Source organism: Sphingomonas sp. AP4-R1 (assembly GCF_013113735.1).
Taxonomy (GTDB): domain Bacteria; phylum Pseudomonadota; class Alphaproteobacteria; order Sphingomonadales; family Sphingomonadaceae; genus Sphingomonas_I.
In genome coordinates this window covers 817,871-833,610 of record NZ_CP053346.1, presented here as the reverse complement: position 1 = coordinate 833,610, position 15,740 = coordinate 817,871, and the positions used below count along the sequence as shown (strand labels likewise).

Sequence of the window (15,740 nt, the reverse complement as noted above, 5' to 3'; positions counted from 1 at the left end):
AAGTAGTACTTTGGCCCGGATGAAAATGAGGCGATCGGGATTATATCCCGTTCGTCCTGAGCCCTTCGACGCCGCCTGCGGCGTTGCTCAGGGTAAACTACGTCGAAGGACGTGCTGCAGGTGAATCGTTCGAAGCCCGTGCTTCGACTTCGCTCAGCACGAACGGAGTTTGATGAGATGGCGACCATTGCCCGTCCCCGCCCTGCGGCCCTGAACCTCACGCCTTCGGCCGAGGGACGCATCGCCGCGCTCATGGCGCAGGCGCCCGAGGGTGCGGTGGGCGTGAAGCTCTCCACGCCGCGGCGCGGCTGCTCGGGCCTCGCTTATTCGGTGGATTATGTGACGGCGGCCGATCCGTTCGACGAGAAGATCGTGACGCCCGGCGGCGACTTCTATGTCGACGGCGCCTCGATCCTCTATCTGATCGGATCGACGATGGACTGGGTGGAAGACGATTTCACCGCCGGCTTCGTCTTCCAGAATCCCAACGCCAAGGGCAGTTGCGGCTGCGGCGAGAGCTTCACGGTATAAGTTTTTTGCGAAATGCGAGGAAGATCGCATTTCGGATAGCCGGTGCCGCGACGCGCCTCAGGCGCGCTGTCGATAGGCCCCGGAGCGGCTGGGATCGCTCCGGGGCTGGTGTCGATCAGGCGGCGGAGGAGACGCGCGTCGTGATCGTGCGGCGGCGGATGGCCGTGCCGATGCCGCCGAAGCCGACGAGCATCATCGCCCAGGTCGCGGGCTCGGGCACCGCGCTGGAAATGTCGGTGACGGTCAGCGTGTAATTGACCTGGATCGGATCGGTCGTGCGGTTGCGCGGAATGTCCGACAGACCGAACGTGCCGGTCAGGAAAACGGGGGCCGTCGTGGTGCCCGTGAAGAGCTGCGGGCCATAGACGGAAAACTGGGTCGGGAAACCGCCGAGATAACCGAGGAACACACCGCCCTGGCTGGTCAGGACCGAGAAGGTCGGGCCCGAATTGCTGTACGCGGCGGTTTCCACCACCGTGCTGTTCGGGCGCGTGAACGTGATCGGCACGCCATTGTAGCGGACCGAATTGTTCGGAATCGAAATGCTGGGCACGCGATCCGTATCGAGCGTGAACGAGGCGGTATATTTGCCGGGGACCGTGCCCTCGAGCTGATACAGCAGCAGCGCGGCATCAGCGGCGTGGGCGCCACCGAACAGAGCGGCGAACGCGACGAGCGACTTCCATTTCATGCAGGCACCCCATGGGACCGGCCGGAAACGTTATGTTTCCGAAACGAAAACCGATCCTTACCAAGATGTTAACGGTGCTGCATGACGGCCGGGTGACTCCCGGCCGCGCTTTATGGCTCAGAACTGCAGATTGTAACGCAGGCCCGCACCCATATCGTCCGGGGCGGCGGCGATGTTGCCGGGCTGGCGGCGCCAGAACAGGTTCGTCTCCAGCCAGCCGTCGCCGACGCGCAGGCCGGCATTGGCCTCCATGTCGCTCTCGCGACCCTGCGGGGCGAGGCTGACGAAGCGGCTGTCATAGCCGACCGCGCCGGTTTCATAATCGTAGCTGGTCGGCACGATCAGACCGAGGCCGCCGCCGGTCACGCGCGTCGGCAAGGCGAAGCGCAGGCCGATGCGGTTGCTGGCGCGCTCGCGCACCAGCCCGAGCGAGGCGGCCATGCTGCGCAGATCGGCCGAGGCGAGGATCCCGCCGCTCTGGCCCTGCGTCCAGCCGCGCCGCACGCTGCCATTGGCGGACCAGCCATCGCCCAGATCGAGGCGCGCATCCATGTCGATGAAGCGCGTCATGGCGCCGCCCGAGCCGAGCGCGGGGGCCAGCCGCGCGCCGAGCAGGCTGTGCGCCTCGCGCAGCGTGCCGAGATAGGCGGTCATCGCGAGGCGACCGAGCCTGCGGCCGACGCCGACGCGCATCTGGCTGTAGGCGGGCTCCAGCGTATCGGTGGGAAGCAGGCGGGCGAGGCGGCCCTGCTCGGCCTCCATGTGGAAATCGAGGCCGCCGTCGGTGCGGCGCATCGCCAGCGCGAATTGCGGACGGCGGGCCATATCGGTGCCGTAAGCGGGCGCGCGGGCGGAGAGGAAGCTGCCCTGTCCACCGGTGTCGCCCATGCGCGACGAGAGCGAGGCGGCGCCCTCGCCGAACGCCATGCCGGTGACGAAGCCGGGCGAGAAGCGGCTGATGATCGTGCCCGACGTGGGGCGGACGCGCTCCTCGTTGGCGGCGAATCCGCGCTGGCCGAAGCCCTGCCACGGCGCGTCGTCGAATCGCGGGGCCATCGTCGTCGAGACGGAGACGGGGCCGAGATCGGTGTTGCGCGTCATCAGATCGCTGCGCAGGCCCTCGCGCAGCGGACGGCCGCCGCCGGCGCGGTAGGTGCGCGTGGCGAGCGGCATGTTGAACGCGCGGCCATAGCTGTCGAGGATGATCGCGGAGCCGACCGAACTGGTCGTGAGATTCGAATCGCCCATCGCGGACGACATGACGCTCGCATCGGCGGTGGTGACGGGAACGGCGCTGCCGGCGAGGCTGGCCGTGCCGATCGGCTGGAAGGCCTTGGCGAGATTGAGCAGGCCCCGGCCATAGACGTCGTCCGTGCCGGTCGCGCCGGCATCGGTGGCGCTCTTGTAGAGGATATCGATGATCTGCGCCGGGGTGAGCGTCGGGAACGCCTGCTCCAGCAGCACGACGGCCGCCGCGATGGCGGGGGCGGCGAAACTGGTGCCCGAATAGAGGAAGTCCTGCCCGCTCTGGTTGAACGAGCGCACGCGTTCGCCCAGCGCCGTCAGATAATATTGGCCGAACGTGCCGGCCTTGTCCGAGAAGGACGAGATGGCGCCGGTGGCGTCGTGCGATCCGGCGATGATGACGAGGCCGTTGGCGGCGGTCGACGAGGCGATCTGGGCGAAGGCGTCGGGGCTGGCCGTGCCGTCATTGCCGGCGGCGACGACGACGATGATCCCGGCCGAGGTGGCGCGCTGGATGGCCTGCGCCAGCTGCCCGCTGGGCGAGGAGCCGCCGAGCGAAAGGTTGATCACCTTGGCGCCGTTGGTGCGCGCATAATCCACCGCCGTCGCCAGCGTGCTGTCCGCGAACTTGCAGCCGTCGGTGGTGCCGCAGGTGCCCGCCGTGTCGGCGCGCAACGCCAATACGCTCGCGCCCCAGGCGATGCCCTGAATGTCGCTGCCGTTGCGCGCGGCGATGGCGATGGCGCTGATCGCGGTGCCGTGCCCGTCCGTATCGTCGATCGTGGTGTTGCCGCCGAACGCGCGGCTGGCGCTGGAGATGCGCCCGGTGAATTCGGTGCCCACCGCCGTAAGGCCGCTGTCGACCACGGCCAGCGTCACGCCATTGCCGTTCACGCCCGCATTATAGGCCGTGATCGCGCTGATGTCGGTCGCGGCGTTCGAGATCTGATATTGGGAATCGTTGTAATTGGCGGCAGGCGCCGTGGGCGAGGCGACCGGATTGATGACGGTCGGCGTCGGTGTCGTCGTCGGGGTGGTGTTCGTTGTCGTCGGCGTCGTGGTGACGGTCGTCGTGGGAGTCGTGGTCGTGGTCGTTGTCGGCGTCGTCGTGGGCGTCGGGGTCGAACTGACCGAGCCGCCGCCACCGCCGCAGCCGGCGAGCAACGCAAGCGGAGCCGCCGCCAGACACCAACGCGCCCTGTTCCCCCGCACCACCATCTTTACCCTCAATGCCCCGTTTACCATGACAACGAAGCCGCTTCATATTGCGTGAGTATTGCGAGAGGGTTAGCAACGCGCCTCCCGATGCTGCCCGCCCTCGACCATATCGACGCCTGGATCTTCGATCTGGACAACACGCTGTATCCGGCGACGTGTGACCTGTTCGGCCTGATCGACCAGCGCATGACCGATTATGTGGCGCGCACCGCCGGCCTCGATCGCGAGGCGGCCTACCAGCTCCAGAAAAAGCTGTTTCGCGAGCATGGCACGACGCTCTCGGGCCTGATGACGCTCCACGAAGTGGATCCGCATCACTTCCTGGAGGATGTCCACGCGATCGAGATGGACGTGCTGGCGGAGGATCGCCGGCTGATCGAGTCGCTCGCGGCGCTGCCCGGCCGCAAGCTGATCTTCACGAACGGCGATGCGCCTTATGCGCGCCGCGTGCTCGAGCGAATCGGCCTGTCGGAAACGTTCGAGGCGATCCACGACATTCACGCCTGCGCCTATCAGCCCAAGCCGAGCGCCCATTCCTACGCGTCGATGATCGAGTCGTTCGGCGTGGATCCCACCCGCGCGCTGTTCGCGGACGACATGGCGCGCAACCTGAAACCGGCCAAGGACCACGGCATCACCACCCTCTGGATCGACAATGGATCGGAGCAGGTGGGGGAACTGGGCGCGGGCGACTGGATCGACTATCGGACCGGCGATCTCGGCGCCTGGCTCGCCGCAATAGTGAAGGACTGACACCAATATGACGATCGAACTGGCCGCGGCCATCGACGCCGCCTGGGAGGCGCGCGACACCCTTTCCTTCGCCACCAGGGGCGAAGTGCGGGATGCGGTGGACACGGCGATCGCGGGTCTCGATTCGGGCGCCTATCGCGTGGCCGAGAAGGGCGACGCCGGCTGGACGGTGAATCAGTGGCTGAAGAAGGCGGTGCTGCTCTCCTTCCGCCTGAACGACAATATGGTGATCGGTGCCGAGCAGGGCGGCCCGGCCTTCGACAAGGTGCCGTTGAAGTGGGCGGGCTGGGACGAGGCCGCGCACCGCGCCGCCGGCTTCCGCGCCGTTCCGGGCGCCGTCGTCCGCAAGGGCGCTTATGTGTCCAAGGGCTGCGTGCTGATGCCCAGCTTCGTGAATATCGGCGCCTATGTGGGCGAGGGCACGATGGTCGATACCTGGTCGACCGTGGGCTCCTGCGCGCAGATCGGCCGCAACGTGCATCTTTCGGGCGGCGTCGGCATCGGCGGCGTGCTGGAGCCGCTGCAGGCCGATCCCGTCATCATCGAGGACAATTGCTTCATCGGCGCGCGCAGCGAAGTGGCCGAGGGCGTGATCGTGGAAGAGGGCGCCGTCGTCTCGATGGGCGTCTATCTCGGCGCCTCCACCAAGATCGTCGATCGCGCGACCGGCGAAGTGACTCGCGGCCGCGTGCCGGCTTATTCGGTGGTCGTGCCGGGCACCCTGCCCGATCCGAAGGGCGGCCCCGGCCTCTATTGCGCGGTGATCGTGAAGCGCGTCGATGCGCAGACCCGTTCGAAAACCGGGATAAACGAATTGTTGCGCGATTGAGAGATTGTGGTGACCGACACCGGTTACCCTTGACCCGCCTGCGCTGAAATCCGAAAGACAGGCCCCTTCCGCCAAGCCCTTCCCCATCCAAGGTTTGCCGATGCCGATCGAGATCAAGATGCCCGCCCTTTCTCCGACGATGGAGGAAGGCACTCTCGCCAAGTGGCTGGTCAAGGAAGGGGATACGGTTTCGTCCGGCGATATCCTCGCCGAGATCGAGACCGACAAGGCGACGATGGAGTTTGAAACCATCGACGAAGGCACCGTCACCAAGCTGCTCGTCGCCGAAGGCACGGACGGCGTGAAGGTCGGCGCTGTCATCGCCATCATCGCGGCCGAGGGCGAGGACGCCTCCGCCCCGGCCGCCAAGGCGGCCGAGCCCGCCGCCGCCCCCAAGGCCGATCCGGTCCCGGCCAAGGCCGAGGCCGCACCCGCCAAGGCGGATGCGCCCAAGGCCGCGCCGCCGCCCGCCAGCGACGGCTCCCGCGTGAAGGCGAGCCCGCTCGCCCGCCGCCTGGCCGAGCAGCAGGGCGTGGATCTCGGCGCCGTCGCCGGCTCCGGCCCGAACGGCCGAATCGTGAAGGCCGATCTGGCCGGCAAGAGCGGCGCGGCGCCCGCCGCTGCCGCTCCTGCCGCCGCAGCGTCCGCGCCGGCCACCGTCGCGGCTCCGGCCGTGGCGCCCGAGGGCATCCCCGCCGAGACGTCCAAGCTGTCGAACATGCGCAAGACGATCGCGCGCCGTCTGACCGAATCGAAGCAGACCGTTCCGCACATCTACCTGACGGTGGACATCAATCTGGACGCGCTGCTGAAGCTGCGCGAGCAGCTGAATGCGGGCCTCGCCTCGCGCGGCATCAAGCTTTCGGTCAACGATCTGCTGATCAAGGCGCAGGCCGTGGCGCTGATGGAAGTGCCCGCCTGCAACGTGATGTTCGGTGGCGACACGCTGACCTCGTTCAAGCGCGCCGACATTTCGGTGGCGGTGTCGATTCCGGGCGGTCTGATCACGCCGATCATTACGGGCGCGGACACCAAGCCCGTCTCGCTGATCGCGACCGAGATGAAGGATCTTGCCGAGCGTGCGCGCGACGGCAAGCTGCAGCCGCACGAATATCAGGGCGGCACGGCCAGCCTGTCCAACATGGGCATGTTCGGCATCAAGCAGTTCGAGGCCGTGATCAATCCGCCCCAGGCGATGATCCTGGCGATCGGCGCGGGCGAGAAGCGGCCGTACATCGTCAATGACGCTGTCCAGATCGCCACGATCATGAGCGCCACCGGCAGCTTCGATCACCGCGCGATCGACGGGGCGGACGGCGCCAAGTTCATGGCCGCCTTCAAGCGCCTGGTCGAGGCGCCGCTGGGCATGCTGGCTTGAGCCAGGCCGAGGCCGAAATCCCCCCGCCCGGACAGCCCGCTGTCCGGGTGGTGGCGATGCCGGCCGACACCAATCCCTATGGCGACATCTTCGGTGGCTGGTTGCTGAGCCAGATGGACTCGGCCGCCGGCACCGTCGCCGCCCTGCACAGCCAGGGTCGTGCGGTGACGATCGCCCTCGACGGGATGACCTTTCACAAGCCGGTGAAGGTGGGCGACGTCATCTCGGTCTATGCCGAGGTGGTGGCGCAGGGGCGCAGCTCGATGAAGATCGATGTCTCCGCCTGGGCTCGCAAGCGCGCCTCCGAAGACACATATCGCGTGACGCATGCGACCTTCACCTTCGTCGCGATCGACAATGACGGGCGCCCGCGCCCGCTGGCTGACTAGGACGGGCGACCCCCGTCCGCTCAAGACTGATGGAGCACAGTAAAGTGGCCGACGCCTTCGATCTCATCGTCCTCGGTTCCGGCCCCGGCGGCTATGTCGCGGCCATCCGCGCGGCCCAGCTGGGCCTCAAGACCGCCATTGTCGAGCGCGAGCTGCTCGGCGGCATCTGCCTCAACTGGGGCTGCATCCCGACCAAGGCGCTGCTGCGCTCGGCCGAAATCTATCACTACATGCAGCATGCGAAGGATTACGGCCTCGCCGCCGACGCGATCAGCGCGGACATCGCGGCGGTGGTGAAGCGCTCGCGCGGCGTCGCCAAGCAGCTGAATCAGGGCGTCACGCACCTGATGAAGAAGAACAAGATCACCGTCTTCATGGGCACCGGAGTCCTCACGGCCAAGGGCAAGCTGACGGTGACGGCCGAGGACGGCAAGAAGACCGACCTCGAAGCCAAGAACATCATCGTCGCCACCGGCGCGCGGGCGCGCGACCTGCCCTTCGCCAAGGCGGACGGCAAGCGCATCTGGACCTATCGCACCGCGATGACTCCGCCGGAGATGCCGACCAAGCTGCTCGTGATCGGATCGGGCGCGATCGGCGTGGAGTTCGCCAGCTTCTACAACGACATGGGCGCCAAGGTCACCATTGTGGAGATGCTCGACCGGATCGTGCCGGTGGAGGACAAGGACGTCTCCGCGCATCTGGAGAAGGCGTTCAAGAAGCAGGGCATGACGATCCTGACGTCCACCGGCGTCGAGAAGATCGAGACGACGGCCACCGGCATCAAGGCCTCGATCAAGGGCAAGGACGGCAAGGTCACCGTCGAGGATTTCAGCCATGTGATCGTGGCGGTCGGCATCGCGCCGAACACCGAGAATGTCGGCCTGGAGACGCTCGGCGTGAAGATGGAGCGCGGCCACATCGTGACCGACGCCTCGTGCAAGACCAACGTGGACGGCCTCTACGCGATCGGCGACGTCACCGCGCCGCCGTTCCTCGCGCACAAGGCGAGCCACGAGGGCGTGATCGCGGTCGAGGCGATTGCGGGCAAGCATCCGCATGCGATGGACGTCCGCAACATTCCGGGCTGCACCTATTGCCACCCGCAGGTCGCCTCCGTCGGCCTGACCGAGGCGAAGGCGAAGGAAGCCGGCTATGAGGTGAAGGTCGGCAACTTCCCCTTCATCGGCAACGGCAAGGCGATCGCGCTGGGCGAGCCGGAAGGCTTCGTGAAGACCGTGTTCGACGCGAAGACCGGCGAGCTGCTGGGCGCGCACATGATCGGCGCGGAAGTGACCGAGATGATCCAGGGCTACACGATCGGCAAGACGCTGGAGACAACCGAGACGGAGCTGATGGAAACCGTCTTCCCGCATCCGACGATCAGCGAGACGATGCATGAGGCGGTTCTGGCCGCATACGGTCGCCAGCTGCACATGTGATCGGGGCCCGGAAGGGCCGGTGATATCGAGAGGGAGGGGACGCAATTCCCCTCCCTTTTTCGTGGCCATTGCGGGATTCTCCCGGACGCAATATCCGCGCTCGCTGCCGTGCTGCCCGACGGCCCCGAAACGCGCCCGTCCGGAGCGCGGTCGACGGGGCGGGGCGAGATGGGGCGAGAGCGGGTGGCACGAATGTCGACGATGACCGATACGCGTCCGGCCGGGGAAGGCCGGGCCGGCTCCGCCGCGGCGGTGGCGCTCGCCGCCCTGCTGCTCTGTCTCGCCGCGCTGGCCGCGCGCTGGCCGGGTGTCGCGATGTACGACACCATCTCCCAATATGAGCAGGCGCTGTCGGGCGATTTCGAGGATTGGCACCCGCCGATCATGGCGCGCACCTGGGCGCTGCTGATCCATGTCTGGCCGGGCACGCCGCCTTTCCTGATTCTGCAGCAGGCCCTGTGGTGGGGCGGGCTCGGCCTGCTCGCCGCGGCCCTCGCGCGCACGGGCCGGAGCGGGGCGGCGTGGGCGGTGCTGGCGGTCGGCGCCTTCCCGCTGTTCGTCGGGTGGGACACGGTGGTGCTGAAGGACGCGCAGCTCGCCTCCTGCCTCGTCGCCGCGACCGGCCTCGCCGCGCATGTCCGCTTTGCCGGGCGCGGCCTGCCGCGCTGGGCGGCAGGGGCGATCCTCGTCCTCCTTGCTTACGCTACCCTCGTGCGCGGCAATGCCGTGTTCGCGACGGTGCCGCTGGGGCTGGCCCTGTTCGGCTGGCTGGGCGTGCGGGCGTGGTGGACGCGCGGCGCGCTGATGCTGGCCGCGATCCTCGCCGTGCTGGTGGTGGGTCCGCTGATCAATCACGGGGTGCTGCAGGCGCGATCGTCGAAGGTGGAGCGCACGCTGCCGCTCTATGATGTCGTCGGCATCGCGCATCATGCCAGGCTTCCCGACGTGCCGGGGGCGGAGCCCGGACAGTGGCGGGAGGGCGAGCGCAAGGCCTGCTACACGCCCTATTTCTGGAATCCGTACGGCATGCCCAGCCAGTGCGAGCCGCTGGGCGACGCCATCGCCTTCCATTATCCAAGCGGCGGCCCGATCATCAAACTGTGGCTGCGCCTCGTCGTGACGCATCCGGTGGCATGGGCCGAGCATCGCCTGCGCCACTTCAATTCGAACATCCGCTTCCTCGTCGGCACGGGCGAAGCCGATGCCGCGCCGCCCGCCGGATCGGAGAAGAACGAGGTCGGGCTGGGCGCGCCGCCGAGCGCGGCCGGCAAGGCGCTGGTGGGCGCGGCCGCCTTCGTCGCGGTGACGCCGCTGGGCTGGCCGGTCACGTGGCTGGCGCTGGCGATCGCCCTGCTCGGCGCGGTGCGCGAGGTGCGCTCGCCGGTCGCCGCGCTGGGCGCGACGCTCGCTTTCTCCGCGATCGTGATGAGCGCGAGCTACGGCGTGGTCAGCATCGCGAGCGACCTGCGCTATCATCTCTGGTCGATGGTCGCCTCCGCGCTGGCGCTGGTGCTGCTCGTGTCGGCAGACGCGCTGGATCGGCGGCGGTGGCGGATCGGGGTGGCGCTGGTGACGGCGATCTGCCTGATCGGAATCGCGGCGCGGGTGGTGCTGCCGCCCGAGCCTTATCCCTATCCGGTCTTCGGCCGCCTGTCGGGCGCGGCATGACCCGGTCGTCGCGGCTGTCGGCCTCGCCGCCGGCGCTCGCGCTCGATTCGCGGCGCATCCTGTGGATCGTGATCGCGGTGGCGCTGCTGTTGCGCCTGCCGCTCGTCTTCTGGGAGCTGTTTCACCACCCGGATGAGGCGTGGCAATATCTGGAGCCGGCGCATGGCCTCGTCACCGGCTGGACGATCGTGCCGTGGGAATATCGGGTGGGGATCCGCACCTGGCTGATCCCGACATTCCTTACCGGGCCGATCGCGGCGGGCAAGCTGCTGTGGCCGGAGAGCCTCCACTATCTGCTTCCGCTGCGGGTGATGATGACATTGCTGTCGCTCGTCATCGTCGGTTACGGGACGGCGCTCGCGCTGCGCATCTCGCGCTGGCACGGGCTCGTCGCCGGGCTGGTGCTCGCGACGGCGTTCGACCTCGTCTATTTCGCCGCGCGCGCCTTGTCGGACAGTCTCGCGCCGGTGCTGGTGCTGCCCGCTTTGTGGCTGCTGCTGCCACGCGAAGGGCAGGGGAGCCGACGCTTCCTCCTCGGCGGCCTGCTGCTCGGGCTGGCCTTCGCCGTCCGCTTCCAACTGGCGCCGGTGCTGGGCCTCATCGCGCTGATCGGCTGCCGGCTCGACCTGCGCCGCTGGCTGATGCTGATCGGCGGCGGGGTGGCGGGTCTGGCGATCGACGGGCTGGCCGATCTCGCGCAGGGGGCGGTGCCGTTCCGCTGGGTGATCGAGAATTTCCGGATCAACCTCGTCGAGAACAAGAGCGCTTTCTACGGGGTGGAGCCGCCGCTCTGGTATGCCGCCAACCAGATCCGCGTGTGGGGCTGGGCGACGATCCCGATCCTGGCGCTCGCCGCGATCGGCGCGCGCCGGATGCCGGCGGTGGCCCTGATCGCGCTCGCCAATGTCGCGATCCATGCGGTGATCCCGCACAAGGAATATCGCTTCCTTTTCCTCTCGATTACTTTGGTGTGGCTGCTGGCGGGCGTGGGGCTGGGCGATGCGCTGGCGCTGCTGGTCGCGCGGCGGCCGGGTGCGCGCCGCTGGCTGCCGATCGGTGGCGTGGCGCTGCTCCTGTTCACCACGGCGGCGATCGCGACGGCCCCGGCCAACGACACCTGGGCCTCTAACAAGAGGGTGATCCGGCTGATGCGCGCGGCGCATGACGTGCCGGGCATTTGCGGGCTCGCCTTCGTCCAGCCGCTCAATGCGCTGCAGGCGAGCTATGCCTATTTCGATCGCGCGGTGCCGATCTACGTGTTCGACCAGCCCGAGGCGTATCGCGATGTGCGCCGGCTGGGCGGCGCCTTCAACGCGGCGATCACCTCATCCGATCGAGTGGGGCTGCTAGGTCCCGGCTATCGGCGGATCGACTGCTATGTGAGCAACAAGGCGCGGCGAAAGCAGCGCACTCTTCCGCTCCTGCCCGATCAGTGCCTGTTCGTGCGCGCGGGCGGCTGCTCCGGCACGCTCCCGGCCGACTATGGCATGAACGCCGCGCTGGCGCGCAAGGGCGAATAGGCCGCGTCAGCGGGCGGGTGCGCGCAGCGCCCACACCCGATCCGTGTCGGCATGGCGGCTGCCGTCGTGCGTCTCGGAAAAGACCAGCCGGTAGTCGCGGGCCAGACCCGCGCGCAGGATCGCCTGCGTGCGGACATTGACCTCGTCATCCTCCACCAGCCGATCGACGATCACGGCCGGGCGCCGGGCGAGGATGCGGCGCGTCTCCGCCTCCGGATCGACGCCGATCGCGCCCGCCTCGCGCGCGAGGCTCAGGTGGAAAGGGAAGGGCCAGCGCGTGGGCATGCAGGCGTGGCTGAGGTGATAATAGATCGGCTCGCCATAGAAGATATAGAGGCAGCCGCCGTGGAGGTTCGCGGCGATCGCCTGCTCCATCCGCCGGGCGAAGGCGGCATCGCCGCGCTTGTGCTGCCATTTGCGGGCCTCGATGGGCATGCGGACGAGCAGCAGGGCCAGTGTGAAGCCCGCCAGCACCACGCCCACATTCCGCGTGCGCAGCGAGAAGGCGGCGGCCGAGATCACGGCGAGCGGCGGCAGCAGCGGCAGCGCATAATGCTCGAAATAGGTGCCGAACACGGCAAAGCCGAACAGGGCCGCCATCAGCCAGCCGAGCAGAAAGCGATGCGCGGCGATCCCGGAGGAGGATTGCCGCGAGGGGAGATGATCGCGCAGCAGCCATTCGCCCACCAGCGGCGCCGCGAGCAACGGCGCGATGCGCGCGGCGATCTTGCCGAGATTCTTCAGCGGCGTGCCGGTGGCGTCGTCCGCCCGCGCGAAGATCGAGCCGACATTGGCGTAGAGGAAGGCGTCGTTCCGGCCGATCGCGACATAATAGCCCCAGGCGATCAGCGTGGGTGCGAGCGCGATGGCGATCCAGAGAAGGGCATCCGCCGCGATCCGGGCCGGGCGCGCGCCGCCGCGATAGGCGAGCCAGAGCAGCACCAGCCCGAAATAGACGCCCTCGAAGAGCGCGGTGGGCTTCAGCTGGAGCGCCACGCCGATCAGCAGCATCGCGCCTGCGCCGTGCCAGCGGATCGCCGTGGCCGTGGCGGGGCGGAGGGCGAGGCGCAGCACGATCAGCGCCGCCAGCGTGACGGGCAGATTGTAGAAGATCGGCGTCTGGCCACCGCTCCCGCCGATCAGCGCGGCGGCGGGAATATAGGCCAGAGCCGCGGCGAGCGCCGCCAGCGGATGCGCGATCCGGCGCGCGAGAATCGCGATGACGACGGTGGTGGCGCTGGCGAACAGGGCCGCCACCACCTGATACTGGACGATGCCGTCGCCGCCGAGCAGCCGGATCGCGGCATAGAAGACGAACAGCCCCGGCGGCTTGCGATCCCAGATGTCGAGATAGGGGATCGCGCCGTGGAGCATCCGATCGCCGACGAGGAGGTAGAATTCCTCGTCCACGTCGATCAGGGGATAGCCGAACGTCAGGCTCCGCAAGCCGAAGGCAGCCAGCGCCAGCAGCACGAGGCCGATGCGCCAGCGGCGATCGCTCCACGCAGGCGTGGGGAGCAGGGGAAGGCGTCCGGCCGGAGCCGGCCGGGTCACGCCCGGCGCCAGGTCACGAAGGAGGAGGCCGCGTAATTCCAGACCGCGCCGACGGCGGCGCCGGCCAGACCGCCGACCCACCAGACGCGCCGCTCGTCATAGACCATCTCGCTGATCCCGACCTGGGCGATGGCGCCGATGCCGCAAACGAGCGTGAAGGTCGCCAGGCCGCGCAGCCAGGCCAGACCGCGCAGCCGGCGATCATTGTAGGTCAGCCAGTTGTTGAGCGCGAAATTGAACAGGATCGACAGCGCCACCGCCATCGTCTGCGCGGCGCGGAAGCCGAGGCCCACGCCGTTCAGCAGCATGTCCAGCGCGCCGAGATTCACGATCAGGCCGGCCGCGCCGACCGCGAGGAACAGGATCATCCGCGCCGGGATCGCGCCGCCCGTGACCTTGTCGAGCAGCAGCAGCAGATATTCCAGCGCGACCATCGAATCGAGCTTGCTCTCGCCCGCCTGACGGGGGCGGAACGTGTAGGGCACCTCGGCCACGGCCAGCGGGCGGGGCGAGGAGGCGAGCAGATCGAGCAGGATCTTGAAGCCGACGCCCGACATGTTGGGCACGGCATCCAGCACGGCATCGCGCCGCGCGACGAAGAAACCGGACATGGGATCGGACACGCGCGTCTTCGTGACGACGGCGGCGAGGCGGGTGGCGAACTCGCTCTTGCGGACGCGGCTGGCCTCCCACTCGCCGCACGATCCGCCCTTGGCGTAGCGCGTGCCGACCGCGACGTCGGCACCGGCGAGGACGGCATCGTGCAGGCGGGGCAGGATCGCCTCGTCATGCTGCATGTCCGCATCGATCGAGGCGACGACGGGCGCGGTGGTGGCCATCATGCCTTCGAGAATGGCGGTGGAAAGGCCGCGGCGGCCGTGGCGGCGGATCAGGCGCACGTCGCGGCGCTCGCGGGCGATCGCCTCGATCGCTTCCTGCGTGCCGTCGGTCGAGCCGTCGTCGACGAAGATCGCCTCCCACTCGCGACCGGCCAGCGCGCGGGCGAGTGCCTGCAACAAAGGCGCGACATTGTCGCGCTCGTTGAGCGTGGGGATGATGACGGCCAGCGCCAGCGGACGGATGTCCACAAGCGCATAAGGGCGTGCCGGAAGGCGGAGCGGTGCGTTCATGGCCGCAATGTCCATGCGCCCGTTTGCTTAACGATTGCCGAATGCGGCGTTACGTAGCCGGAATGTTGCAGCCGATCCGGCCCTATTCACGATAGGGCGGGGCGATCCGGAGGCGGGCTGAAAATCCAGCGATCACCGGATGTTGGCTACATTGTAACGAAACAGCTCGTCCTGCGAGAGACAGCGCCGAGTCGAGGTGTCGCCGCTCGCGCCGGCGACGGCCTTCTGCCGGTACATCACCTCAGTCAGCAATTTGCGCGAGACGCCCATCCGGATCAGGAAATCATTGTCCTCGCTGGCGAGAAGCGCCGATCCCTGCTCGACATCCCCGATCACGCCCACGGCCTCCTTGTAGCCGCGCTGCGCCTCCGCCGCGATCACGCCGCCGTCGCCGGTGAAGGTGAACATGTGGACGATGAAGAGGCCGCCCGGCTCGACCGCGCGGATCGGCCCGCCCATGAACAGGAAATTGCAGGCGGAGAAGCAGGCCCAGCCGGCGGGAATGCGCGTGGGGATGCCCGCCTTGCGGACGACGAGGCCCGCCTTGTTGCCCGCCTCCGCATCGCCGCCGGGCGAGCGCACGACGATCTCGTCGATCGGCTTCGACTTCGCGATCGCCGCCTCCAGCCGGGCGACGACATCGGAATCGATCCGGCCCTCGGCGAACAGGATCGTGCGGCCGTCCTTCTTCTCGGGCGTGAACTTCATCGCCGGATAGGCGGACCAGTCCGGATTGAGCGGACAGGTAGGGTTCTTCGGATCCATCTGCCCGGCCATCTGCGTCTGGGCCTGCGCGCCGGTGGCGAGCAGCATCAGCAGGCCGGCCATCGCGCGCATCATCAGGCGGCGATCGTGTAGCCGGAGGCGCCGCGCGCGCGGCACATCTTCTTGGGCACCGTCGTCTCCTCGCCGTTGACGATGATCACGTCGGTCACCTGCACGCAGCTGGAGCCGTCCGATTCCTCGCTGCGCGCGGTGAGGGTGGAGGTGCCGGAGACGCCCTCGCGACTCTCGCTCTTCCATTCGGAGGAGGTGCCGATCTCGCCCTGGCGCACCACCGTCTGCGTCGCGGTGGCGGCCTGCTTCTGCTCGCCCTGATCCAGCCGGCAGGCGATCGCGTCGCTCAGCACGCCGGCGACTTCGGGAATCGGCACGAACTGGGCGATGCCGGTGCTGCCCAGCGCGCGGCTGGTGGCGTTGCCGAACATCTGGCCCATCATCGCGGCGCCCTTGCTGCGCTGGCCGCGCTTGCACGTGCCGTCATCCGAACCGCTGCTGGACGAACTGGAGGAGGAGGGCGGCGTGATCGAGCGCAGGAAGGAGCCGAACTGGGCGGCGCCCGGCTCGGCGGCGGCAACAAGAGCGATCAACGCACCGGTGAAGCGAAGCAAT

14 protein-coding genes are annotated in these 15,740 nt (G+C 68.3%); 8 read left to right on the top strand and 6 right to left on the bottom strand.

From position 1 onward, the window contains the following. Positions 1-177: 177 nt before the first annotated feature. Entirely contained in the window at positions 178-531 is a 354-nt protein-coding gene (locus tag HL653_RS04050; protein WP_171743377.1) for an iron-sulfur cluster assembly accessory protein, read from the top strand. Between the two features lie 115 nt (positions 532-646). On the opposite strand, the gene HL653_RS04045 is transcribed toward HL653_RS04050, so the two are convergent. Both HL653_RS04045 and HL653_RS04040 read right to left on the bottom strand, forming a co-directional pair. Continuing rightward, entirely contained in the window at positions 647-1,222 is a 576-nt protein-coding gene (locus tag HL653_RS04045; protein ID WP_171743376.1) for a PEPxxWA-CTERM sorting domain-containing protein, read from the bottom strand. 117 nt (positions 1,223-1,339) lie between these two features. After that, the gene (locus HL653_RS04040; RefSeq protein ID WP_171743375.1) at positions 1,340-3,685 is read right to left on the bottom strand and encodes a S8 family peptidase; all 2,346 of its coding nucleotides are present in this window, start codon (positions 3,683-3,685) and stop codon (positions 1,340-1,342) included. 87 nt (positions 3,686-3,772) lie between these two features. On the opposite strand from HL653_RS04040, the gene HL653_RS04035 reads away from it, so the two are divergent. From HL653_RS04035 to HL653_RS04005, 7 genes are all read left to right on the top strand, one after another. Next, on the top strand, positions 3,773-4,438 hold the full coding sequence (locus tag HL653_RS04035) for a pyrimidine 5'-nucleotidase (RefSeq protein WP_171743374.1): 666 nt from the start codon (positions 3,773-3,775) through the stop codon (positions 4,436-4,438). 7 nt (positions 4,439-4,445) lie between these two features. Next, positions 4,446-5,267: a 2,3,4,5-tetrahydropyridine-2,6-dicarboxylate N-succinyltransferase gene (gene dapD, locus HL653_RS04030; RefSeq protein ID WP_171743373.1), complete on the top strand. Its 822-nt coding sequence runs from the start codon at positions 4,446-4,448 to the stop codon at positions 5,265-5,267. Between the two features lie 100 nt (positions 5,268-5,367). Next, positions 5,368-6,645 (top strand): pyruvate dehydrogenase complex dihydrolipoamide acetyltransferase, encoded by a 1,278-nt coding sequence (locus tag HL653_RS04025; RefSeq protein WP_171743372.1) that lies wholly within the window; start codon positions 5,368-5,370, stop codon positions 6,643-6,645. 56 nt (positions 6,646-6,701) lie between these two features. Beyond that, positions 6,702-7,034, top strand: coding sequence for an acyl-CoA thioesterase (locus HL653_RS04020; RefSeq protein ID WP_171746764.1), 333 nt, complete (start codon positions 6,702-6,704; stop codon positions 7,032-7,034). 44 nt (positions 7,035-7,078) lie between these two features. Continuing rightward, entirely contained in the window at positions 7,079-8,476 is a 1,398-nt protein-coding gene (gene lpdA, locus HL653_RS04015) for a dihydrolipoyl dehydrogenase (RefSeq protein ID WP_171743371.1), read from the top strand. Between the two features lie 201 nt (positions 8,477-8,677). Further along, the gene (locus tag HL653_RS04010) at positions 8,678-10,144 is read left to right on the top strand and encodes a hypothetical protein (RefSeq protein WP_171743370.1); all 1,467 of its coding nucleotides are present in this window, start codon (positions 8,678-8,680) and stop codon (positions 10,142-10,144) included. After that, complete coding sequence (locus tag HL653_RS04005) at positions 10,141-11,664, top strand: hypothetical protein (RefSeq protein WP_171743369.1); 1,524 nt, start codon at positions 10,141-10,143, stop codon at positions 11,662-11,664. The genes HL653_RS04010 and HL653_RS04005 overlap by 4 nt, the downstream gene beginning before the upstream one ends. A gap of 6 nt (positions 11,665-11,670) precedes the next feature. Here HL653_RS04005 and HL653_RS04000 read toward each other — a convergent pair whose 3' ends face one another. The 4 genes from HL653_RS04000 to HL653_RS03985 form a co-directional block, all read right to left on the bottom strand. Beyond that, entirely contained in the window at positions 11,671-13,218 is a 1,548-nt protein-coding gene (locus HL653_RS04000) for a glycosyltransferase family 39 protein (RefSeq protein WP_171743368.1), read from the bottom strand. Beyond that, a complete protein-coding gene (locus HL653_RS03995; protein WP_171743367.1) occupies positions 13,215-14,348 on the bottom strand; it encodes a glycosyltransferase family 2 protein in 1,134 nt (377 codons plus the stop codon). Before HL653_RS03995 ends, HL653_RS04000 begins: the two co-directional genes overlap by 4 nt. Positions 14,349-14,480: 132 nt before the next feature. Further along, complete coding sequence (locus tag HL653_RS03990; protein ID WP_253717511.1) at positions 14,481-15,188, bottom strand: hypothetical protein; 708 nt, start codon at positions 15,186-15,188, stop codon at positions 14,481-14,483. Continuing rightward, positions 15,188-15,739, bottom strand: coding sequence for a hypothetical protein (locus HL653_RS03985; protein WP_253717509.1), 552 nt, complete (start codon positions 15,737-15,739; stop codon positions 15,188-15,190). The genes HL653_RS03990 and HL653_RS03985 overlap by 1 nt, the downstream gene beginning before the upstream one ends. Position 15,740: the final 1 nt, after the last annotated feature.

Excerpts from the sequence above, each read along its gene's own strand:
- HL653_RS04050 (WP_171743377.1), top strand. The coding sequence starts at position 178 with ATGGCGACCATTGCCCGTCCCCGCCCTGCGGCCCTGAACCTCACGCCT.
- HL653_RS04045 (WP_171743376.1), bottom strand. The coding sequence starts at position 1,222 with ATGAAATGGAAGTCGCTCGTCGCGTTCGCCGCTCTGTTCGGTGGCGCC.
- HL653_RS04040 (WP_171743375.1), bottom strand. The coding sequence starts at position 3,685 with ATGGTGGTGCGGGGGAACAGGGCGCGTTGGTGTCTGGCGGCGGCTCCG.
- HL653_RS04035 (WP_171743374.1), top strand. The coding sequence starts at position 3,773 with ATGCTGCCCGCCCTCGACCATATCGACGCCTGGATCTTCGATCTGGAC.
- dapD (WP_171743373.1), top strand. The coding sequence starts at position 4,446 with ATGACGATCGAACTGGCCGCGGCCATCGACGCCGCCTGGGAGGCGCGC.
- HL653_RS04025 (WP_171743372.1), top strand. The coding sequence starts at position 5,368 with ATGCCGATCGAGATCAAGATGCCCGCCCTTTCTCCGACGATGGAGGAA.
- HL653_RS04020 (WP_171746764.1), top strand. The coding sequence starts at position 6,702 with ATGCCGGCCGACACCAATCCCTATGGCGACATCTTCGGTGGCTGGTTG.
- HL653_RS04010 (WP_171743370.1), top strand. The coding sequence starts at position 8,678 with ATGACCGATACGCGTCCGGCCGGGGAAGGCCGGGCCGGCTCCGCCGCG.
- HL653_RS04005 (WP_171743369.1), top strand. The coding sequence starts at position 10,141 with ATGACCCGGTCGTCGCGGCTGTCGGCCTCGCCGCCGGCGCTCGCGCTC.
- HL653_RS03995 (WP_171743367.1), bottom strand. The coding sequence starts at position 14,348 with ATGAACGCACCGCTCCGCCTTCCGGCACGCCCTTATGCGCTTGTGGAC.
- HL653_RS03990 (WP_253717511.1), bottom strand. The coding sequence starts at position 15,188 with ATGATGCGCGCGATGGCCGGCCTGCTGATGCTGCTCGCCACCGGCGCG.